19 protein-coding genes and 3 pseudogenes are annotated in these 20,425 nt (G+C 73.2%); 15 read left to right on the forward strand and 7 right to left on the reverse strand.

The window, feature by feature from the left end; all coding sequences use genetic code 11:
* Positions 1 to 44: 44 nt before the first annotated feature.
* From BJF81_RS20360 to BJF81_RS12020, 3 genes are read right to left on the reverse strand one after another with little or no spacing between them, the layout of a single operon-like run.
* On the reverse strand, positions 45 to 749 hold the full coding sequence (locus tag BJF81_RS20360) for an enoyl-CoA hydratase/isomerase family protein (RefSeq protein WP_075958541.1): 705 nt from the start codon (positions 747 to 749) through the stop codon (positions 45 to 47).
* Complete coding sequence (locus BJF81_RS12015; RefSeq protein WP_075958542.1) at positions 746 to 1,543, reverse strand: putative hydro-lyase; 798 nt, start codon at positions 1,541 to 1,543, stop codon at positions 746 to 748. Before BJF81_RS12015 ends, BJF81_RS20360 begins: the two co-directional genes overlap by 4 nt.
* Positions 1,540 to 2,229 carry a GntR family transcriptional regulator gene (locus BJF81_RS12020; protein ID WP_158068679.1) on the reverse strand — a complete coding sequence of 230 codons (690 nt, stop codon included), beginning with the start codon at positions 2,227 to 2,229 and terminating at the stop codon, positions 1,540 to 1,542. Before BJF81_RS12020 ends, BJF81_RS12015 begins: the two co-directional genes overlap by 4 nt.
* A gap of 213 nt (positions 2,230 to 2,442) precedes the next feature.
* Between BJF81_RS12020 and BJF81_RS12025 the strand changes: the two genes are divergently transcribed.
* Genes BJF81_RS12025 through BJF81_RS12045 form a run of 6 tightly spaced genes read left to right on the forward strand, consistent with a single transcriptional unit; the run spans position 2,443 to position 6,540 of the window.
* On the forward strand, positions 2,443 to 3,591 hold the full coding sequence (locus BJF81_RS12025; protein ID WP_083664192.1) for an NRAMP family divalent metal transporter: 1,149 nt from the start codon (positions 2,443 to 2,445) through the stop codon (positions 3,589 to 3,591).
* Between the two features lie 5 nt (positions 3,592 to 3,596).
* Entirely contained in the window at positions 3,597 to 4,361 is a 765-nt protein-coding gene (locus BJF81_RS12030; RefSeq protein ID WP_075958673.1) for a LamB/YcsF family protein, read from the forward strand.
* A gap of 3 nt (positions 4,362 to 4,364) precedes the next feature.
* Positions 4,365 to 4,970, forward strand: a complete 606-nt coding sequence (locus tag BJF81_RS12035; protein ID WP_075958545.1) for a 5-oxoprolinase subunit B family protein — start codon at positions 4,365 to 4,367, stop codon at positions 4,968 to 4,970.
* On the forward strand, positions 4,967 to 5,137 hold the full coding sequence (locus BJF81_RS19790; RefSeq protein WP_237770236.1) for a hypothetical protein: 171 nt from the start codon (positions 4,967 to 4,969) through the stop codon (positions 5,135 to 5,137). Before BJF81_RS12035 ends, BJF81_RS19790 begins: the two co-directional genes overlap by 4 nt.
* Positions 5,086 to 5,847 carry a 5-oxoprolinase subunit C family protein gene (locus tag BJF81_RS12040; protein ID WP_237770231.1) on the forward strand — a complete coding sequence of 254 codons (762 nt, stop codon included), beginning with the start codon at positions 5,086 to 5,088 and terminating at the stop codon, positions 5,845 to 5,847. Before BJF81_RS19790 ends, BJF81_RS12040 begins: the two co-directional genes overlap by 52 nt.
* A 57-nt stretch (positions 5,848 to 5,904) precedes the next feature.
* A complete protein-coding gene (locus tag BJF81_RS12045) occupies positions 5,905 to 6,540 on the forward strand; it encodes an SHOCT domain-containing protein (RefSeq protein ID WP_075958546.1) in 636 nt (211 codons plus the stop codon).
* 16 nt (positions 6,541 to 6,556) lie between these two features.
* Here the strand turns inward: BJF81_RS12045 and BJF81_RS12050 are convergent.
* The 3 genes and pseudogenes from BJF81_RS12050 to BJF81_RS21585 form a co-directional block, all read right to left on the reverse strand.
* Positions 6,557 to 7,929, reverse strand: a pseudogene (locus BJF81_RS12050) (aminotransferase class III-fold pyridoxal phosphate-dependent enzyme).
* A 288-nt stretch (positions 7,930 to 8,217) separates the two neighbouring features.
* Positions 8,218 to 8,538 (reverse strand): annotated as a pseudogene (locus BJF81_RS21580) (LLM class flavin-dependent oxidoreductase); the annotation flags it as partial.
* Between the two features lie 3 nt (positions 8,539 to 8,541).
* Complete coding sequence (locus tag BJF81_RS21585; protein ID WP_075958547.1) at positions 8,542 to 8,868, reverse strand: LLM class flavin-dependent oxidoreductase; 327 nt, start codon at positions 8,866 to 8,868, stop codon at positions 8,542 to 8,544.
* Between the two features lie 166 nt (positions 8,869 to 9,034).
* Here BJF81_RS21585 and BJF81_RS12065 point away from each other — a divergent pair.
* The 8 genes and pseudogenes from BJF81_RS12065 (at position 9,035) to BJF81_RS12100 (ending at position 17,378) form a co-directional block, all read left to right on the forward strand.
* A pseudogene (locus tag BJF81_RS12065) lies at positions 9,035 to 10,347 on the forward strand (ABC transporter substrate-binding protein).
* 2 nt (positions 10,348 to 10,349) lie between these two features.
* A complete protein-coding gene (locus BJF81_RS12070) occupies positions 10,350 to 11,333 on the forward strand; it encodes a carbohydrate ABC transporter permease (RefSeq protein WP_075958548.1) in 984 nt (327 codons plus the stop codon).
* Positions 11,330 to 12,145, forward strand: coding sequence for a carbohydrate ABC transporter permease (locus BJF81_RS12075; protein WP_075958549.1), 816 nt, complete (start codon positions 11,330 to 11,332; stop codon positions 12,143 to 12,145). The genes BJF81_RS12070 and BJF81_RS12075 overlap by 4 nt, the downstream gene beginning before the upstream one ends.
* A complete protein-coding gene (locus tag BJF81_RS12080) occupies positions 12,142 to 13,587 on the forward strand; it encodes a GH1 family beta-glucosidase (RefSeq protein WP_075958550.1) in 1,446 nt (481 codons plus the stop codon). Before BJF81_RS12075 ends, BJF81_RS12080 begins: the two co-directional genes overlap by 4 nt.
* An 8-nt stretch (positions 13,588 to 13,595) precedes the next feature.
* Entirely contained in the window at positions 13,596 to 14,603 is a 1,008-nt protein-coding gene (locus BJF81_RS12085) for a LacI family DNA-binding transcriptional regulator (RefSeq protein ID WP_075958551.1), read from the forward strand.
* Between the two features lie 616 nt (positions 14,604 to 15,219).
* Positions 15,220 to 16,155, forward strand: coding sequence for a hypothetical protein (locus tag BJF81_RS12090; RefSeq protein ID WP_237770225.1), 936 nt, complete (start codon positions 15,220 to 15,222; stop codon positions 16,153 to 16,155).
* A 54-nt stretch (positions 16,156 to 16,209) separates the two neighbouring features.
* On the forward strand, positions 16,210 to 16,740 hold the full coding sequence (locus BJF81_RS12095; RefSeq protein ID WP_075958552.1) for an acyl-CoA thioesterase: 531 nt from the start codon (positions 16,210 to 16,212) through the stop codon (positions 16,738 to 16,740).
* Positions 16,741 to 16,745: 5 nt separating this feature from the next.
* Positions 16,746 to 17,378, forward strand: a complete 633-nt coding sequence (locus BJF81_RS12100) for a hypothetical protein (RefSeq protein ID WP_075958553.1) — start codon at positions 16,746 to 16,748, stop codon at positions 17,376 to 17,378.
* 10 nt (positions 17,379 to 17,388) lie between these two features.
* Here the strand turns inward: BJF81_RS12100 and BJF81_RS12105 are convergent, their stop codons facing one another.
* The gene (locus BJF81_RS12105; RefSeq protein WP_075958554.1) at positions 17,389 to 19,035 is read right to left on the reverse strand and encodes an esterase/lipase family protein; all 1,647 of its coding nucleotides are present in this window, start codon (positions 19,033 to 19,035) and stop codon (positions 17,389 to 17,391) included.
* Between the two features lie 109 nt (positions 19,036 to 19,144).
* On the opposite strand from BJF81_RS12105, the gene BJF81_RS12110 reads away from it, so the two are divergent.
* Positions 19,145 to 20,425, forward strand: coding sequence for a serpin family protein (locus BJF81_RS12110; RefSeq protein ID WP_202817483.1), 1,281 nt, complete (start codon positions 19,145 to 19,147; stop codon positions 20,423 to 20,425).

The raw sequence follows: 20,425 nt of genomic DNA on the forward strand, positions 1-20,425 counted from the left end.
CGGTCGGGGGCGACAGGTCGGTCCGCCACCGACCGGCACCAGGCTCAGGTATGCCGTGGGAATGCCGCCAGCATCGGCCCCGCCGCCCGGGACACCGCCTCGGGGAGCTCGTCGACCCCCGCGAGGTAGCGCTCGCCGTGGGCCGCCGGGGCCACCGGGGCAGCAGCCCGACGTCCCCGCTCGGCGCCCGCCAGCGCCGCGAGGTCGTCGTGCCGCTCGTCCAGCAGCCCCAGCCGCACGGCCTCGTCGGTGCCCACGACGTGCCGGCCGTCCACCAGCCGCTCGGCCTCGTCGTCCCCCACGAGCCGGTGCAGCCGCCAGCGCGTGAAGCCATCCAGGGTCATCCCGTGGTGACCGAAGGGAAACACCAGCGTCGGCTCCCCGAGCGCGACCCTCCGGTCGCAGGCGGCCATGATCTCCACCCCGCCGCCGGCCGCGCCGCCCTCGACGACGGCCACCACCTCCCGGTCGACCGCGTGGATGCTCAGCAGCGAGGAGACGACCGCGTGGACGAACTCCTCGGCGTGGTCGGGGCCGGACCGGGCGAACCGCAGGGCGTCGAGGTCTGCCCCGGAGCAGAAGTACCCGCCGGCCCCCACGACATACAGGGGGTCGGGGCCGTCCCCGACCTGGCGCACGAGCGCACCCAGGTCCTGCCACATCGCCAGCGTGAGCGCGTTGCGGCGGGCGGGCCGGTCGAGGACCAGCGTGGTGCCGAGCGGGCCGTCGGTCAGCCGGACGCCCGTCACGGCAGCCGGTAGGTGCCGTCGGGCACGTCGGTGACGAACATGTGCCCGGGTGCGTGCGTGATCGCGAACGGCGGACGGGAGGCCATCAGCGCCGCCTGCGGCGTCACCCCGCAGGCCCAGAAGACCGGCACGTCGCCCGGACGCGCGTCGATCGGCTCGCCGAAGTCGGGCGCGTCCAGGTCGCTGATCCCCAGGGCCTCCGGCGCCCCGACGTGGACCGGCGCCCCGTGGACGGCCGGCATGCGGGCGGTCACCTGCACGGCCGTGGGCACCAGGGCGGCCGGCACCGGGCGCATCGAGACGACGAGCTCGCCGGAGAGGCGGCCGGCGGGACGGCACGGGCGGTCGGTGCGGTACATCGCCACGTTGCGTCCCTGCTCGATGTTGCGCACGGGCACGCCCGCGTCCAGCAGCGCCCGCTCGAAGCTGAACGAGCACCCGACGAGGAAGGCCACGAGGTCTTCCCGCCACAGGTCCATGACGTCGGGCACCTCCTCGACGAGCTCGCCGTCGCGCCACACCCGGTAGAGCGGCAGGTCCGTGCGCAGGTCGGCCTCCGGCGCCAGCGGGGTCCGGGGTGACCCCGGCTCGGTCACGTCCAGCAGCGGGACGGGCTGGGGGTTGCGCTGGGCGAACAGCAGCATGTCCCAGGCCCAGTCACGCGGCAGGACGACGAGGTTGGCCTGGGTGGACCCCGGTGCGTGCCCGCTGGTGGGGGAGACCAGGCCGGCCCGGTATGCCGCGCGCGCGGCGGCGGGGGAGTCGAGGCGGTCGGCGGAGGGGGCCTGGGTCATGCGGTGAGCTCCTGGCGGGAGAAGGCGGTGAGGATGGCGTCCTCGGAGTCGGCGAGGTAGGTCTCCAGGGCCGTGGCCGCCTCCAGGAAGCGGCCTGACAGCAGCAGGTCGGCGATCCGGGCGTTGCGCTCCACGAAGGGACCGAACAGCTCGGCCGGGTGCTCGACCACGGCGAAGACGAGGCGCAGCTCGGCCATGAGCCGCCGCATGGTGGCGTCGAGCCGTACGCTGCCGGCGAGGGCCACCAGCGACCGGTGGAAGCGCATGTTGGCCGACCCGGCGTGCGGCCAGTCCTGCCGGGCTGCGGCCGACCGCGCCGCGTCGACGGCAGCGGTGAGCGCCTGCATCCGGGGCACGTCGAGCTCGGTGAGCCCGCGCACGACCGCCGGCTCAAGGACGCGGCGCACCCGGTAGATGTCGCGCACGTCCAACGGCGTGACCTGCGGGACGAAGGCCCCCCGGTTGGGCTCGTGGACGAGCAGCCCGTCGTGCTCCAGCAGCCGGAAGGCCTCGCGCACGGTGTTGCGGGACACCCCGGACTCGGCCGCGACCCAGGTCTCGGACACCTTGTCGCCCGGCGCCAGCCGCCCCTCGGTGATCCACTCGCCCACGAGGACCACCACGGTCCCCGCGGCGGTAGGGGTGACGCTGCCCCGTCCGCCGCCGCCCCTGCTCCCTGCTCCCATGCCCCCGATCATCGACCACGGTCACAACTTGTTCAACACCTCTGGACGGATCGTTGAACAATCACTACTGTCGTGCAACATCCGGGCCGCCCCTGGGCCCCGCACAGGCAGGACGACGTCGATGGCAGAGCTGCACGACTCCCCGCACAAGGCCGCCGACGCCGCGCGCCTGCGGCCACCGGCCGGGGCACGCTGCTGGGGGCCATCTTCCTCATGGCCACCTCGGCCATCGGGCCGGGCTTCATCACGCAGACGACCAACTTCACCGTCCAGCTGGGGGCGGCCTTCGCGTTCGCGATCGTCATCTCGATCCTCGTGGACATCGCGATCCAGACCAACGTCTGGCGGGTCATCGGGGTCTCGGGGATGCGGGCCCAGGAGCTGGGCAACGCCTCGCTGCCGGGGCTGGGCTACGTCATGGCCGGGCTGCTGCTGGTCGGCGGCCTCGTCTTCAACATCGGCAACGTCAGCGGTGCGGGCCTGGGGCTGAACATCATGACCGACCTGGACGCGCGGATCGGGGCCGTGATCCTGGCCGCCGCGGCGGTCGGGATCTTCCTGTCCAAGCGGGCGGGGGTGGCGATGGACCGGATCGTCGTGCTGCTCGGTGCGGTCATGATCCTGCTGACCCTCTACGTCGCGGTCACCTCCGGCCCCCCGGTCGGCGACGCGCTGCGCAACTCGGTCCTGCCCGAGCAGGTCAGCGTGCTGGCCATCACCACCCTCATCGGCGGCACGATCGGCGGCTACATCATCTACGCCGGCGCCCACCGGCTCCTCGACGCCGGCGTCAGCGGCGAGGCCCACCTGCGGGAGATCACCCGCAGCGCCGCCACCGGCATCATCGTCACCGGCGTCATGCGGGTCATCCTCTTCCTGGCGATCCTCGGCGTGGTCAGCACGGGTGCCGAGCTCGACCCGGCCAGCCAGGCCGCCAGCGCCTTCCAGGCCGCGGCCGGCAACGTCGGCTACCGCCTGTTCGGGGTCGTCTTCTCCGCCGCGGCGCTGACCAGCGTCATCGGCGTCTCCTACACGACGATCACCTTCCTGACCTCCCGGACCAAGACCCCGCCGCGCACGACCAACATCCTGGTGGTCGGCTTCATCGTGCTCTCGACCGTGCTCTTCCTGGCCATCGGCGCGGCCCCCGCCCAGCTGCTGGTCTTCGCCGGCGCCTTCAACGGCATCCTGCTGCCGGTCGGCATCGGTGTCATGATGTGGGTGGCCTGGCGACGGCGCGACCTCCTGCACGGCTACGACTACCCGAAGTGGCTGGCCGGCATCGGCACCGTGGCCTGGTTGGTGACCATCTACCTGGCCGTCAACTCGGTCCGGCCCGCCATCGAGCTCGTCACGGGGTGAGCGACATGACCATCGACCTGAACTCCGACCTCGGCGAGGGCATGGGCAGCTGGTCCATGGGCGACGACGAGGCGCTGCTGTCCATCGTCACCAGCGCCAACGTCGCCTGCGGCTTCCACGCCGGCGACCCGCCGATCATGCGCGAGGTCACCGCACGGGCGGCCGCCCTCGACGTGGCGATCGGGGCGCACGTGGCCTACCGCGACCACACCGGCTTCGGGCGCCGGTTCATCGACATGGAGCCGGGCGTGCTGACCGACGAGGTGATCTACCAGATCGGCGCCCTCGACGGGATGGCCCGGCGGCACGGCCACCGGGTCACCTACGTCAAGCCGCACGGCGGTCTCTACAACGCGATCGTCACCCACGAGGAGCAGGCCCGGGCGGTGGTGCGGGCCGTGCACGAGTTCGACGCCCACCTGGTGCTCATGGGGCTGCCCGGGTCGGTGGTCCTCCGGCTCGCGGAGGAGGCGGGGGTGCCGACCGCGCACGAGGCCTTCGCCGACCGGGCCTACACCCCCGAGGGCCACCTCGTGCCGCGCAGCCGGGAGGGCTCGGTGCTGCACGACCCCGAGGAGATCGCCCGCCGGTGCGTCGCCATGGCCACCGGCGAGCCGATCTCCGACGTCAACGGCGACCCCCTGACGCTGCACCCGCACTCCATCTGCGTGCACGGCGACACCCCCGGGGCGGTCGAGATCGCCCGCCGCGTGCGCACCGCGCTCGAGGGCGCCGGCGTCACCCTGGCCCCGTTCGCCCCGGCGGGCTGAGCCGTGCGCGTGCTGCCGAGCGGCTCCCGCGGGCTGCTGCTGGAGCTGGACACCCTCGAGGAGGTGCTGGCCCGCTACGCCGCGCTCCAGGAGACGGAGCTGCCGGTCCTGGACCTGGTCCCCGCCGGACGCACGATCCTCGTCGTGGCCGACCGCGGCACCGACCTGCGCGAGCTGGAGCAGCAGGTGCGCCAGGTCGGCCCGGGGGAGCACGCGGGCACCGAGCGCGAGCCCGTCGAGGTGCCGGTCCGCTACGACGGTGAGGACCTGCACGACGCCGCCGAGGCGCTGGGGTGGTCGCCGGAGGAGCTGGTCCGCCGCCACCAGGAGGAGGAGTGGACCGTCGCGTTCTGCGGGTTCGCCCCCGGCTTCGGCTACATCGCCGGCACGCGGTTCGCCTGGGACACCCCGCGCCGCTCCTCGCCGCGCACCCGGGTGCCGGCCGGTGCGCTGGCGCTGGCGGGGGAGTTCACGGCCGTCTACCCCCGGGAGTCGCCCGGCGGCTGGCAGCTCGTGGGCCACGCCCTCGTGGAGATGTTCGACCTCGACCGGGACCCGCCGTCGCTGCTCCTGCCCGGCACGCCCGTGCGCTTCGTGGAGCGACCGTGACCACGCTCACCGTCGTGGAGGCGGGGGCGCTGACCACCGTGCAGGACTTCGGGCGCTCGGGCAGGCCGCCCTGGGCATCGGCCGGTCCGGCTGCTGCGACCGTGGTGCCCACCGGCTGGCCAACGCGCTCGTCGGCAACCACCCGACGCTGGCCACCCTGGAGGTGACCCTCGGCGGGCTGGTGCTGACCACCGACGAGGACGTCGTCGTCGTCACCACCGGGGCCCGGTGCCCGGGCGCACCCCACCTGGGTCCCACCCACCTGCGCGCCGGGGAGGAGCTGCGCCTCGGCATACCCGAGGCTGGTCTGCGCACGTATGTCGCGGTGCGCGGGGGGATCGACGTGGAGCCGGTGCTCGGCAGCCGGGCGACCGACGTGCTCTCCGGGCTGGGACCGAAGGTGGTCGAGGCCGGCGACGAGCTGCCCGTGGGGACCACGCCCCGGCCGGTGCCGGGCGTCGACGTGGCCCCCGTGCCGGAGCCGACGAACGACCTGCTCGTCGTGCCGGTGACCGCGGGGCCGCGGCGCGACTGGATCGACGACGAGGCCTGGGGGCAGTTCCTGTCCCAGACCTACGTCGTCGACAGCCGGTCAAACCGGGTCGGGGTCCGGCTCGAGGGCCAGCCGCTGACCAGGGCGCAGGAGGGGGAGCTGACGAGCGAGGGGATGCTGCGCGGCGCGGTGCAGGTCCCGCCGTCGGGGCAGCCGGTGCTCTTCCTGGCCGACCACCCGGTGACCGGCGGCTACCCGGTCGTGGCCTACGTCGACGACGAGGCGGTCGACCGGTGCGCCCAGCTGCGGCCGGGGCAGGAGGTGCGGTTCACCGCGCGGTCCGGCGGAACCGGCGGCGCCGACGGGCCGTCCACGCGGCGGTAGGGTCGACGTCGCGCCACGGGGGGACCGTGGTCGGACGAGATCCAGGGAGGAAGGCGCGTGCGGGAGCAGACGTCCGGGTGGCCGGTCGAGGACACGGCGTACGTCGACCCCAAGGTGCGGTGGCTGCTGCCGGTCGCCCGCCAGTCGTTGCGGCTCAACCTGCTCCCGGGGGAGGCGGTGCTCGGGATGTTCCCCGTGACCCGGTTCCGACGATCGGTGGCGCTGCTCGTCGTGACGGACCGGCGGCTGCTGACGCTGGGCGACCAGCACGTGGGCATGCCGGTCGTCGACGAGGTCGACCGCGCCCGGGTCACCGACGTCCGCATCGAGCGGGAGAAGGTGTTCAGCGCCGGGCTGGTGACGGCAGTCATCGGCGTGGACGTGGACGAGGTCAACCTGGGGACGCTGACCTACAACGGGCAGACGTTCATCCGGCTGGAGGAGGTGCTGGCGCGTACCGGTCCTGCGGGGATGCCCCTGATCCCCGTGGGTGCACCCCCGGTCGGCGGGCGGGACCGGGAGGGCGGGCCGCCGGAGGACGACGTCCCGTGGCCCGGCAGTCCACCGGTCCGGTCGGACCACCCGTTGGTGGTGCACCTCAGGGCGCTGGCCGACCTGCACGAGCGGGGAGCGCTGACCGACGAGGAGTTTGCCGCGGCCAAGGCGCGGCTGCTGGCGGACCCGAAGGGCTGAGGTGAGGGTCGGCGCCTCACACCGTGTGGGCGTCGGCCACCTCGAGCGCCTCGTCGAGCACGGCCAGGCCGGCGAGCAGGTCCTCGTCGGCGATGTTCAGCGGCGGGACCACGTGCACCCGGTTGAAGTTGACGAACGGCAGCACCCCGCCGTCCTTGAGGGCCTTGGTCAGCTCGGTCATCGCGGGCGAGCTGCCGCCGTAGGGGGCCAGCGGCTCCCTGGTCTCCCTGTTCTTGACGAGCTCGACCGCCCAGAAGCAGCCGACGCCGCGGACCTCGCCGACGCTGGGGTGGCGCTCGGCGATCTCTCGCAGGCGGGGTCCGATGACCTCCCGGCCCAGGCGGGCGGCGTTCTCGACCATGCCCTCCTCGCGCATCGCGGTGATGGTGGCCACCGCGGCGGCGCAGGCCAGCGGATGGCCGGAGTAGGTCAGCCCGCCGGGGTAGACGCGCTCGGCGAAGGTGGCCGCGATCTCGTCGCTGATCACCACGCCGCCCAGCGGCACGTAGCCGGAGTTGATCCCCTTGGCGAAGGTGATCAGGTCCGGGGTGAGGTCCCAGTGGTCGAACGCGAACCAGGCGCCGCTGCGGCCGAAGCCGGCCATCACCTCGTCGGCGATGAGGACGATGCCGTGCCGGCGGGTCAGCTCCCGGACGCGGCGAGGTAGCCGGGCGGCGGCAGGTAGATGCCGGCGGTGCCGGGGATCGTCTCCAGGATGAGGGCGGCGATGTTCTGCGGGCCCTCCAGCAGGATCATGTCCTCCAGGTGGCGCAGCGCCCGCTCGGACTCCTCCTCCTCGGTGGTGGAGCCGAAGTAGCTCCGGTAGGTGTAGGCCGGCATGAAGTGCACGACCCCCTCGCCGAAGTAGTCGTTGGCGAACCGCCGCGGGTCGCCGGTGACGTTGACCGCCAGCTGGGTGCCGCCGTGGTAGCTGCGGTAGGCCGACAGCACCTTCTGCCGCCCCGTGTGCAGGCGGGCCATCCGGATGGCGTGCTCGTTGGCGTCGGCCCCGCCGTTGGTGAAGAAGACCGTCTCCAGCCCCTGCGGGGTCAGCTCGGCGACGAGCCGGGCGGCCTCGGAGCGCATGTCGTTGACGTGCTGCGGGGCGATGGTGCACAGGCGGCCGGCCTGCTCCTGGATGGCGGCCACCACGGCGGGGTGCTGGTGGCCGATGTTGGTGTAGACCAGCTGGGAGGACAGGTCGAGCAGCCGGTTGCCCTCCCCGTCCCAGACGTGGGAGCCGGAGGCGGCCAGCACGGTCATCGGCTGGAAGAGGGCCTGGGCCTGCCAGGAGTGGAAGACGTGGGCGCGGTCCAGCTCGTAGGCCCGCCGGCCGTTCTCGATGTCGGCGGGGGAGACGGCTGCGGCGGTGCGGGTCTCGGTGGTCATGGGACGAGAATCGCACGGCCTCCCGGCCGGGGCGACGCGGGGCCGCTCACCAGGCGGCGGTCCCCTCCTGACCAGTTCGAGGTTCTCCTCCGTGGACCGCCCGCCCGAGATGCAGTCGGACGCCAGCCAGGTGATCCCGAGGTCGCGGTAGGAGTCGACCCGGGCGTCGGTCAGGCCCGCGCCGTCGACGTAGAGGAAGACCTCGCCGGGCTCGTCGGCCACCTCGCGGTAGTAGGTCATCAGCGCGGTCAGGTCCGGTCCGTCCGGGTCGGGGTCGACGACGGGCATGAGCCCGTCCCACCGGGCGGCCCGGCGGACCGGCCTGCGGTTGGGCCAGAACGCCGCCACGAGGACCGGGATGCGGGGACGCTGCTCGGGCGTGGGGAGCAGGGCCACGTCGTCGACGTCGAAGAACTCGCCGTGGAAGGTCACCCGCTCGCCGCTCCAGAACCGCGCCAGCAGCTCCAGGGTCTCGTCGTAGCGGCGGGCGATCCTCCGGGGGTCCCACTCCTCGCCGAAGAGGTCGTACTCGGCGCGGCGGCCCAGGCCGACTCCGAGCACCACCCGGCCGTGGGAGAGCCGGTCCAGCGTCGCCAGGTCCTTGGCCAGCTGTCAGGGCTGGCGCCTGGCCGCGGGCACGATCCAGGTCCCCAGGGCGATCCGGTCGGTGCGGGTGGCGATGCCGGCCAGGGTGATGATCGGGTCGATCTGGGCGGCGTACTCCTCGGGCCGGAAGGGTTCGGGGTCGCCCGCCCGCCCCAGGTCGTCCGGGGCGGCGGGCCAGACCAGCACGTCCCACAGGAAGACCCCGTCCCACCCCGACTCCTCGGCGGCGACGGCATACTCCACCATCGCCGGGGCGTCGTCACCCACGGCGGGGTTCGGCAGGACGAGGGCGTGCCGGGGCGGGGGGACGTGTCGTGCGTGCGTCGGGTCCATCGCTGCTCCTCGACCGGGGGTCCCGAGATGGTCGACGACGCTAGCAGCCTCCGGGGGAGGCAGGGGGTTGACAGGGGGTGGGCGGCACCCTCATAGTGAGTCGTGAGAGCGCTCTCACGGCGAGACAAGGGAGTCGGGCGCTCCACCTGGACCAAAGGAGCTCGGCATGCAGCGCAGCAAGAACACCTACTACCTCCTCGCCTCGAGCGCGGCGCTCGGCCTCGTGCTCGCCGGCTGCGGCGGCGGGGCGGACGGGACGGCCACCGACGCGGGCGACGACGACGGCGGCACCGCGGCCGCCGGAGGCGGCGAGGAGGTGACCCTCAGCGTGGCCACCTTCAACGAGTTCGGCTACGAGGAGCTGCTCGAGGAGTACGAGGCCGCCAACCCCGGCGTCACCGTCGAGCACGTCAAGGCCGACACCGCCGACAACGCCCGCGCCGCCCTGCGCAACAGCCTGGGCGCCAACTCCGGGGCCGCCGACATCGAGGCCATGGAGGTCGACTGGGTCACCGAGTTCAAGCAGTACCCCGACAAGTTCGCCGACCTGAACGACCCCGAGCTCGAGGGCCGTTGGCTGGACTGGAAGACCGAGGCGGTCACCCTCGAGGACGGCACCCTCATGGGCTACGGCACCGACATCGGCCCGGAGGCGGTCTGCTACCGCGCCGACCTCTTCGAGGAGGCCGGGCTGCCGAGCGACCGGGACGAGGTCGCCGAGCTGCTGGGCGAGACCTGGGAGGACTACTTCGCCGTGGGCGAGGAGTTCGTCGCGAGCTCCGACGCCGCCTGGTACGACTCCGCCGGTGCCCTGTGGCAGGGGATGATCAACCAGGTCGACTACGCCTACGAGGACGAGAACGACGAGATCATCGCCCTGGAGAACCCCGAGGTCCGGGCGCTCTACGACCAGGTCCTGTCCGCCTCCGTCGACGACGAGCTCTCCGCCGGCCTGGGCCAGTGGAGCGCCGACTGGGCCTCGGCCTTCCAGGGCGACGAGTTCGCCACCATGCTCTGCCCGGGCTGGATGCTCGGCGTCATCGAGGGCAACGCCGCGGGCGTCGAGGGCTGGGACGTGGCCAACGTCTTCCCCGGCGGCGGCGGCAACTGGGGCGGCTCCTACCTCACCGTGCCGGCCCAGGGCGAGAACGTCGAGGAGGCCAAGAAGCTGGCCGCCTGACCGCCCCCGAGCAGCAGATCAAGGCGTTCGAGGCGAAGGGCACCTTCCCCAGCCAGGTGGAGGCGCTGGAGTCCGACGTCCTGCTCGACTCCACCAACCCCTTCTTCAACGACGCGCCGACCGGGCAGATCCTCGCCGACCGCGCCGAGGCGGTCACGATGATGCCGCACAAGGGCCCGCACTACTTCGAGATCAACACCGCGATCCAGGACGCGATCACCCGCGTCGACGTCGACGGCACCGACGACCCCGACAGCAGCTGGGCGAAGTTCGCCGACGCCGTGGAGTCGCTGGGCTGACCGTGGGAGCCACCACCACCGCGCCGCCACCACCGGCGCCCCCGGTCCCGGCCCCGCCACGGCGCGCGGGCCGGGGCCGGGCCGGCCGGTTCGGGCGCCTCGACGCCCGGGTCTCGCCGTACCTGTACATCGCCCCGTTCTTCCTGCTCTTCCTCGTCACCGGTCTCTTCCCGCTCGGCTACACCGGGTGGGTCGCGATGCACGACTGGGACCAGATCATGGGCAAGGGCGAGTTCGTCGGGATGGCCAACTACGTCGACGTCCTCACCGGCCGCGGCTTCTGGCGGGCCCTGGCCAACACCGTCAGCATCTTCCTGCTCTCCTCGGTGCCGCAGATCCTGGCGGCGCTGGCGATCGCGGCCCTGCTCGACCGCAACCTGCGGGCCAAGACGGTGTGGCGGATGGGCGTCCTGCTGCCCTACGTCGTGGCGCCGGTGGCGGTGGCCCTCATCTTCTCCAACCTCTTCGCCGACCGCTTCGGCCTGGTCAACGCCCTGCTGCAGACGGTCGGCCTCGACCCGGTCCGCTGGCACTCCGACCGGCTGGCCAGCCACGTCGCGATCGCCACCATGGTCAACTTCCGCTGGACCGGCTACAACGCGCTGATCCTGCTGGCCGCCATGCAGGCGGTCCCGCGGGACCTCTACGAGCAGGCCGCGATCGACGGGGCCAACGCGTGGCGGCAGTTCTGGTCGGTCACCGTGCCGATGCTGCGCCCCACCATCATCTTCGTCATCATCACCTCCACCATCGGGGGCCTGCAGATCTTCGACGAGCCGAAGATGTACGACCAGTTCGGCCGTGGGGGCGCCGACCAGCAGTGGCAGACGCTGACCATCTACCTCTACGAGCTCGGCTGGACCCGGGCCGACTTCGGCATGGCCTCGGCCGTGGCCGTCCTCCTGTTCCTGCTCATCGTCGTGTTCGGCATCGTCAACTTCCTGCTGACCCGACGGATCGCCCACGACGAGGGGAGGCGCACATGAGGCGCCCAGGCTGGACCGTCTACGGGCTGCTCGCGGCGGTCGTCCTCGGCAGCATGTTCCCGCTGTGGTGGTCATTCGTCATCGCCAGCCACGACTCCACCGTCCTGGCCCGCACCCGGTTCCCGCTGCTGCCCGGAGGCAACTTCCTGGTCAACGCCGCGACGGTCCTGGACACGGTGCCCTTCTGGAAGGCGACGCTGAACTCGATCATCGTCTCCACCACGGTCGCCGCCTCGGTGGTCTTCTTCTCCACCCTGGCCGGCTACGCCTTCGCCAAGCTGCGCTTCCGCGGCTCCAAGCCGCTGCTGGTCTTCGTCATCGCCACGATGGCGGTGCCGACCCAGCTGGGCGTGGTCCCGCTCTACCAGGTGATGGCCCGGCTGGGCTGGACCGGCGAGCTGACGGCGGTCATCGTCCCGGCCCTGGTGACGGCCTTCGGCGTCTTCTGGATGACGCAGTACCTCAGCCAGGCGGTGCCCACCGAGCTCATCGAGGCCGCCCGCGTCGACGGGGCCAGCATGTTCCGCACGTTCTGGCACGTGGGGCTGCCCGCGGCCCGGCCGGCCGCGTCCATGCTCGGGCTGTTCACCTTCGTGGCCACGTGGACCAACTTCTTCTGGCCCTTCATCGTGCTGGGCCCCTCCAACCCCACCCTGCCCGTGGCGCTGCAGCAGCTGCAGGCGGCGCACTACGTGGACTACTCGCTCGTCCTCGCGGGGGCCGTCCTGGCCACCATCCCGCTCATCCTGCTGTTCATCTTCGCCGGCCGCCAGCTCGTGTCCGGCATCATGCAAGGAGCCGTCAAGCAATGACCAGCGCTCCCCTGTCCTTCCCGGACGACTTCCTCTGGGGCGCGGCCACCGCCTCCTACCAGATCGAGGGAGCCGTTGACGCCGACGGCCGGTCCGACAGCATCTGGGACACCTTCGCCCGGCGGCCCTGCGCCGTCCTGCACGGTCACGACGGATCCGTCGCCTGCGACCACTACCACCGCTACCGCGAGGACGTCGCGCTCATGCGCGACCTCAACCTCTCGGCCTACCGGTTCTCGCTGGCCTGGCCGCGGGTCATGCCCGACGGGCGCACCGTCAACCCCACGGGCCTGGACTTCTACTCGCGGCTGGTCGACGAGCTGCTCGGGGCAGGGGTCACGCCGTGGCTGACGCTCTACCACTGGGACCTGCCCCAGGTCCTCGAGGACGCCGGCGGCTGGCCCGAGCGCGACACCGCGCTGCGGTTCGTCGACTACGCCGCCGCCGTGCACGACGCGCTCGGCGACCGGGTGCACTACTGGACCACGCTCAACGAGCCCTGGTGCTCGGCCTTCCTCGGGTATGCCGCGGGCGTGCACGCGCCCGGGCGGACCGAGCCGCAGGCGGCCCTGCGGGCCGCCCACCACCTGCTGCTGGGGCACGGGCTGGCCACCCGGGAGCTGCGTCGGCGGGACCCCGAGCTCAGCCTGGGCCTGACGCTGAACTTCACCGGCACCCACCCCCTCGACCCCGCGTCCGAGCGGGACCAGGACGCCGCCCGGCGCATCGACGGACTGGCCAACCGGTTCTTCGTCGAGCCGATCACCCTGGGGGCCTACCCCCAGGACGTGCTCGAGGACCTCGGGGAGCTGTGGCCGGGCGACCTCGTGCACGACGGCGACCTGGACGTGGTGTCCACACCGATCGACGTCCTGGGGGTCAACTACTACGCGTCCCAGGCCGTCACCGCCGGGTGCCCCCCGGACCGGGCGCCCGTGGCCGCGGCCCAGGCCCGCCGGTACGACCTGCCCTCGCCCTCGGTCGGGTCCGAGCACGTGGCCTCGGTGCGGCGCGGCATACCCGTCTCCGACATGGGGTGGGAGATCTCCCCGGACGGCCTCGCCGACCTCCTGCTCCGCCTGCACAAGGACTACACCGGGCCCCTGGGGGTCTCCCTCGCGGTGACCGAGAACGGTGCCGCCGCCGACGACCGCCCGGACGAGGCCGGCGCCGTCCAGGACGAAGACCGGGTGGCCTACCTGGACGGCCACCTGCGGGCCGTGCACGACGCCATCGAGTGCGGCGCGGACGTCGACGGCTACTTCGTCTGGTCGCTGCTCGACAACTTCGAGTGGGCCTGGGGCTACACCAAGCGGTTCGGCATCGTCCGGGTCGACTACGACACGCAGGAGCGCATCCCCAAGGCGAGCGCCCGCTGGTACGCCGACGTGGCAGGATCGGGGCGGATCAACGGGAACGGGGCAGGGGCCCCAGGGCAGTGAGGACCTGAGTGAGCGCGCGACGACCGCCGACGCTGGAGGACGTCGCCGCCCGGGCCGGGGTGTCGCGGGCGACCGCCTCGCGGGTCGTCAACGGCGACCCGCGCGTGCGGGAGTCGGCCAGGACCTCGGTGACGGCGGCGGTCGCCGAGCTGGGCTACCTCCCCAACCGGGCCGCGCGCTCGCTCGTCGTCCGGGAGCCGGACTCGGTCGCCGTCCTCGTCCAGGAGCCCGACGAGCGCATCTTCGCCGACCCGTTCTTCAGCGGGATGCTGCGCGGGGTGAGCCAGCGGCTTGCCGGGACGCCCCTGCAGATGGTCCTGCTCATGGGGGAGCCGGAGCGGGACGCCGAGCGGATGGAGCGCTACCTGCGGGCCGGGCACACCGACGGCGTCATCGTGGTCAGCGCCCACCGCGGCGACGGCCTGGTCTCGGTCCTCACCGAGACCCGCCTGCCGACCGTGTTCGTGGGCCGGCCGCTGACCGAGGACACCTCCTTCGCCTACGTCGACGTCGACAACCGGGACGGCGGCCGCTTGGCGGCCCGCCGGCTCATCGAGCGGGGATGCCGCCGGATCGGCACCGTCACCGGGCCCACCGACATGGCGGCCGGCATCGACCGGCTGGCGGGGTGGCGCGACGCGCTCATCGAGGCCGGGATGCCCACCGACGCGGTCCAGCACGGCGACTTCACCCCGCAGGGCGGGGCCGAGGCCGTGCGCCGGCTCCTGGCCGCCCACCCGGACGTGGACGGCATCTTCGTGGCCTCGGACCTCATGGCGGCCGCGGCGATGGCAGAGCTGCAGGCAGCCGGGCGTCGGGTGCCGCAGGACATGGCCATCGTGGGGTTCGACGCCTCCACGGCCGCGGCGATGACCAGGCCCCCGCTGACGACCGTGGCCAACCCGGTGTCGCAGATGGCCGCCCGCGCCACCGAGCTGCTCCTGCAGCTGCTGCGGGGCGAGCCGGTGCGGCCGGAGGTGCTGCCGACCCGGCTGGTCGAGGGCGGCACCGCCTGAGGGCGGTTGCCTCCCGCGTCGTCCGTGTGACCGGTAGGACCCGGTGTCGGACGCTTGTGCGTGAGAGCGCTCTCACAATAGGCTCTCGACATCAGGGACGGCCCTCCTCCGGGAACGCTCGGCCGTTCGGTCTCGACGACGACGGAGTTCTCATGACCCTGCTGCCCCACCGTCCCCAGCTGGGACGCCGGACCTTCCTCACCGCCGCCACGATCGGCGCGGCGACGCTCGCGGGCGCCTCGTCCGCGGTCGCCGCGTCCGGCGCGCCGGGCGACCTCCTGCGGGCCGCCGCCCCGCGGGGCCGACCCGGCCTGCGGTCGGCGGTCGACTTCCTGCGCGTGACGACCGACGCCTACCCCGACCTCACCGACGCGCCCCGCCTGCCGCAGAGCTACGCCGACGAGCTCGGCCTCTTCTCGACCGCCTTCGTCTACGACTCGGCCCTTGCGACCGTCGCCGCCCTCGCCGCGGGCCGGCACGACCTCGCCCGCACGATCGGGGACGGACTGGTCTTCGCCCAGACCCACGACCCCGCCCACGACGACGGACGGCTGCGCCAGGGCTACAACGTGGGGCCCTACACCTTCTACGACGGAGTCCCCAACCCGTACGGCTGGTGCTGCCCGACGGCACCGCCAACATCGGCTGGCAGTTCGGCTTCCTCGGCACGGCCGTCGGCGACATGGCCTGGCCCGGCATCGCGCTGGTCCAGCTGCACGACGCGACCGGGGACACCGCATACCTCCGCGGCGCGCAGCGGATCGCACGGTGGATCACCACCCGGGCGGTCAACCCGGGCACGCTCGGCGGCTTCCGGTTCGGCGTGGACGGAGCGGACCGGCCCGTCCCCAACGTCTCCACCGAGCACAACATCGACGCGGTGTCCTTCTTCACCATGCTGCACCAGGTCGACGGCGACCCGGCGTGGCTGGAGGCGGTCGCCCGTGCGCGGAGCCTGGTCGAGCGCATGTGGGAGCCGGAGGGCGGCTTCTTCTACACGGGGTCCAACGACGGCTCGACGGTCAACCAGGAACCGCTGCCGCTCGACCCGCAGACGTGGAGCTGGTTGGCCCTGCAGGACGACAGGTACGCCGCGTCCGTGGACTGGGCCGCCGGCGCCCTCGCGACCACGGACACCCCGTCGTCGCCGAACTCCCAGCTGCCGCCCGGGGTGAGCATCTCCGGGGTGACCTTCAGCTCGGCGAGCCTGATCTCGACGGGCACCTACAACGGGATGCAGGTCGACCCCGAGGGCGTCTGGCTGGAGGGCACCGCGCAGCTGGCCACCGCGCTGGCTGACCGGCACGCATCTCGGGACCGGGCCCGGGCCAACCGGCTCCTCGACCAGGTGCGCCTGGCCCAGGCGGAGCTGGGCGGCGGCCAGCACGTCGGCGGGACGCCGCTGGGCGTCGGCGGTGTGGTGGCGGCCTCCAGCCTGATCGACAGCGGGTTCGGCTTCGGCTACTTCCAGGTGCAGCACGTCGGGGCCACGGCGTGGTACGTCATGGCCGAGCTCGGCGTCAACCCGATGCTCCTCGGCGGTCTGCGGTAGCTCCCGCGGGGGCGGTGTGCGGACCCGACGCCGGGTCGCGGGTACGGTGACGCCGTGGCCCGGCAGATCCAGCTCATGCGCGTCAGCACCCGTCCCCGGCGACCGGTCCCGGGGCAGGGTCTGCTCGACCCGTCGGTGACCCGGATGCGGGTGCGCCCGGCCGACCTCGACTTCTACCTGCACGTCAACAACGGCGTCTACCTGCAGATGATGGACGTGGCGCGCAGCAACTACATCGCCGACGTCGGCGGCTTCCCGCCGCTGCGGGAGAAGGGGTGGTACCCCGTCGTCGCCGCCCAGACGGTGACCTACCGGCGGTCGCTGACGCTGGGCCAGCGCTTCGAGATCGTCACCCGGGTCCTCGGCTGGGACGAGCGGGTCGTCTACCTCGAGCAGCGGTTCGAGCGCGGCGACCGGCTGCATGCCCGCGGCCTGGTCGCCGGACGCTTCCTCACCCGCGGCAGCGGGGAGCGGGTGGCCGCCCCCCGCATCGCCGAGCTGCTCGACCCGGGCGTGGCCTCCCCCGAGCTGTCGGCCGACGTGGCGGCGTGGGCCCGGGCCGTGGACGTCGCGCACCGGGGGTAGCCGACGTGCCGGCGGCCCACCCGGACCCCCGCGGCTACCCCTGGCCCGAGCCTGCCCGCCCCGGGGTCCTGGGTCCTGCGGGGTTCGTCGAGGACGCACCGGACCTGCAGGGGCGCACGCCGGTCGTGGCCGTCGGCTCCAACGCCTCGCCGACCGTGCTCCGGGCCAAGCTGGGCGGGCTCCTGGGGACCGGCCTGCCGATGACCCTGACGAGGGTCGAGGGCCTCCAGGTCGGGCACTCGGCCCACGTCAGTGCCCGGGGGTATGTCGCGGCCGCCCCCGTGCGGGCCCGTCCGGGGACCGACGTGGGGGCCGGGACGTTCGTCGTGTGCTGGTTCGACGAGGCCCAGCTGGCCCGGGTGGACGGGACCGAGCCCAACTACCGGCGGGTCCGGCTCGACCGGACCGGGGAGCGCACGGCGGCGCAGGTCTACACCTCGGTCCACGGGGTGCTCGGCGAGGGCGGGACGCCCCTGGACCTGCTCGACCAGGGCGAGGTGCTGGGCTGGCTGGCCGCGCGCCTGGGGCCCGGCCTGCGGGAGGACCTGGACCACCGCCGGCTCACCGATCCCGCCGTGCGGGAACGGGTCCGGGCGGCGATGGTCGAGGCGAGCCTCGTCATACCCGCGGGGTGGTGAGCAGGAGGCGTCAGCCGCGGTGGTCCCGGTTGGCGGCGATCGCCACCCGCATCCGGGCGCTGAAGCCGGTGCCCTCGACCGCGAAGGACCAGCCGGGACGCACGCCCACCTCCTGCAGGTGCAGCACGGGGGCCTTGACGCCCAGGTGGGCGTGGTCAGCGGCGACCTGCCGGAGGCGCTCGAGGTCGTTCTCGCCCCGCGCGCTGAGGTACTGCTCCCCGGTGTGCAGGAACAGCTCGGCGGAGGTGCCGGGGAAGACCTGCACGTAGTACTGCTTGCGGAAGATGACGTTGTCGGAGAACCCGATGCCGTGCGAGTCGCGCTCGCCGACGTAGACGTCCAGCCGGAAGACCATGCCCCGCGCCTGCGTGCTCGGCTTGATCCGCCCGTCGATCCAGCCCTGCCAGATGAGCCGGTCCGGCCCGGCCCACCCGGTGGTGCGGTCGCCCGGCTCGGCCAGCGGCTTCCGCAGCTCCTCGGCGAGCTCCGGCAACGGGTCGGACAGGTCGGCGCGGCTGAACGGGCCGTAGCAGTTCTCCGCCTCCGCGCTCTGGTGGAACAGCTCGAAGTCGACGTAACGGGGCTTGATGCTCACCCCGAAGTAGAACTCGCTGTCGCCGAACCAGTCCCCGCCCCGGGTGATCTCGGCCTCCTCGAGCCAGATGGAGACCTGGTGCGTGCCGTGCAGGAAGCGCATGGCGATCTCGTAGGTCTCCCGGGAGTTGACCACCGAGTCGAAGCCGCCGTGGCTCTTGTGCACGAAGGTCCGTGGGGCGCCGGGCAGCTGGGCGGAGGAGTGCTTGACGAGGCCGTCGCTGCGGTTGGTGGCCAGCGTCCCCTCGTCGAGCAGGGACGAGAGCCGGTTGAGCACGCTCGCGGCCCCCACGGCGTAGCTGCGGTGGTTGGTGCCCACGACGGTGAGGATCCGCTCGAACGGGAAGACGTCGGCCAGCTCCAGGAAGCGGGTGCTGTCGGGGGAGAACGAGGCGAGCTCGTCCGAGCCGGACTTCGCCCCGGGGAGGGTCTCCACGAGCCAGCGGGGCAGCCGTTGGAAGGCGATGCCGCGGTGCGGCGTGCCCAGCGTGACGACCCGGTGCACCAGCCGGGAGGCCGACCCCTTCTCCTGCCGGTCCAGGGCCAGCATCGCCTCGCGCATGACGAGTCCGCCCATGCTGTGGCAGACGAGGTCGACCCCGTCGAAGGCGCCGGGCTCCTTCTGCTCGACCGCCTTGCGGATCAGCCCGATCAGCCGGGCCAACCCCTCGCCGTAGCGCTGCAACGACCGCGGGGACAGGTCGTAGAAGCGGTAGACCCACAGCGTGCCCCGGGCCGCCTCCCGCAGCACGCGCTCGGCCACCTGGTGGTCGACGACGACGGTGCCGCCGGTGTCCTCCGGGTCCCAGCCGCCCAGGTCGCCGCCGGGGGAGGAGACGGGACTGGAGTAGTAGCCGACGACGTTGGTGGCGTCGGTGTAGGGGTAGTCGCGGGACTTCATCGCCCGCAGCAGGAAGCCCTCGTAGATGTAGTTGTCCCCCCGCCGGCCCGGGTAGACGGTGCCCTCGTTGAACCCCTGGTAGGGGTTGGCCTGCTCTGCGCTGACGTCGAGCCCGCCGAACCCGCGGACGAGGATGAGCGGTCGGGCGAGCACCTCGGTCATGGCGGCCTCCTGCGCAGCGTGATCGGGCCACGGTAGCGCCCGCGTGCCCGGCGCCGCAGGGTTCTGGGCCGTGGCGGAACCGCGGTGGCACGGGCATAGTCTCAACGGCATGCGACGGCGCAGCACGGCTCCCGGACGGTGGTGGGCGCTCGCCCTGACGGCGAGCCTGGCCCTGGTGGCCTGCGGGGACGGGACGGGACCGGAGGGTATGCCGCTCGGCAGCGACGAGGTGCGCGTCACCGTGGACCCCGACGACGCGACTGCGCTGGGGGACGTCGTGGCGGCGGCGGACGTGGTCGGCCTGGAGCTGCTCGCCGGTGCGGGGGAGGAGACCACGGTCACCTCGCCGGCCAGTCTGCAGGTGGCCCTGTCGATGGCGGCCGAGGGGGCGCAGGGGCGGACGCTGGCCGAGCTGGAGGAGGTGCTCGGCGCGGAGGGGCCGGAGCGCACCGACGCGGTCAACGCGCTGACCACCGCCCTGTCGGACCTGGACGGCGACCCGTCGGTGGTGCAGGAGGATGAGCTGCCCGGGACGCCGGTGGTGCACCGGGCCGACCGGCTCGTGCTCGACGAGGGGCTCGCGGTCCGGCAGCCGTTCGTCGACGCCCTGGCCCGCTCCTACGGCGCGCCCGCGGTCACCACCGACCTGAGCGGGGACGAGGGCAAGGCCGTGCTCGACGCGTGGGTCGACGAGCACACCGGGGGCCTGGTGCCCGAGTCGGCGATCGTGCCGCAGCCCGACCTGCGCCTGGTCCTGCAGGACGCGATCCTGCTGGCCGCCCGCTGGGAGGAGCCCTTCCCCGCGGCGCTGACGGCGCCGCATACCTTCACCCTCGCCTCGGGGGACGAGGTCGAGGTGGAGATGATGGACCCCGGGCGGGAGCGCCCGACGGCCTACGCCGAGGTGGAGGGGTGGCAGGCGGTGCGGCTGCCTTACACCGGCGGACGGCTGGCGGCCGAGGTCGTGCTGCCGCCGCAGGGGACCGCGCCTGCCGACCTGACGCCGGAGCTGCTCGCCGAGATCCTGGGGGAGCTCGACACGGGGGAGCAGCGGCTGGTGATCCTACGGATGCCGGTGGCCGACGTGGAGTCCGAGCTCGACCTGACCCCCTGGCTGCGTGAGCGGGCGCCCTCGTCGCTGGAGGGCGGCTTCGGCGGGATGAGCGAGCAGGAGCTGTTCATCAGCCAGGCCGTGCAGCAGGCCGTGCTCGCCGTCGACGAGGAGGGTACGGTCGCCGCCGCCGTCACCGAGATCGGGTTCGACGAGTCGGCCGCGGCCGAGCCCCCCGTGGAACTGACCGTCGACCGGCCCTACCTCGTGCGGATCGCCGACGGGGAGACCGGGTGGCCGCTGTTCCTGGCCTCCGTGGGGGACCCGCGGGGGGAGTGA

The sequence above is a fragment of the Ornithinimicrobium sp. CNJ-824 genome, assembly GCF_001942405.1.
Taxonomy (GTDB): Bacteria; Actinomycetota; Actinomycetes; order Actinomycetales; family Dermatophilaceae; genus Ornithinicoccus; species Ornithinicoccus kibberensis.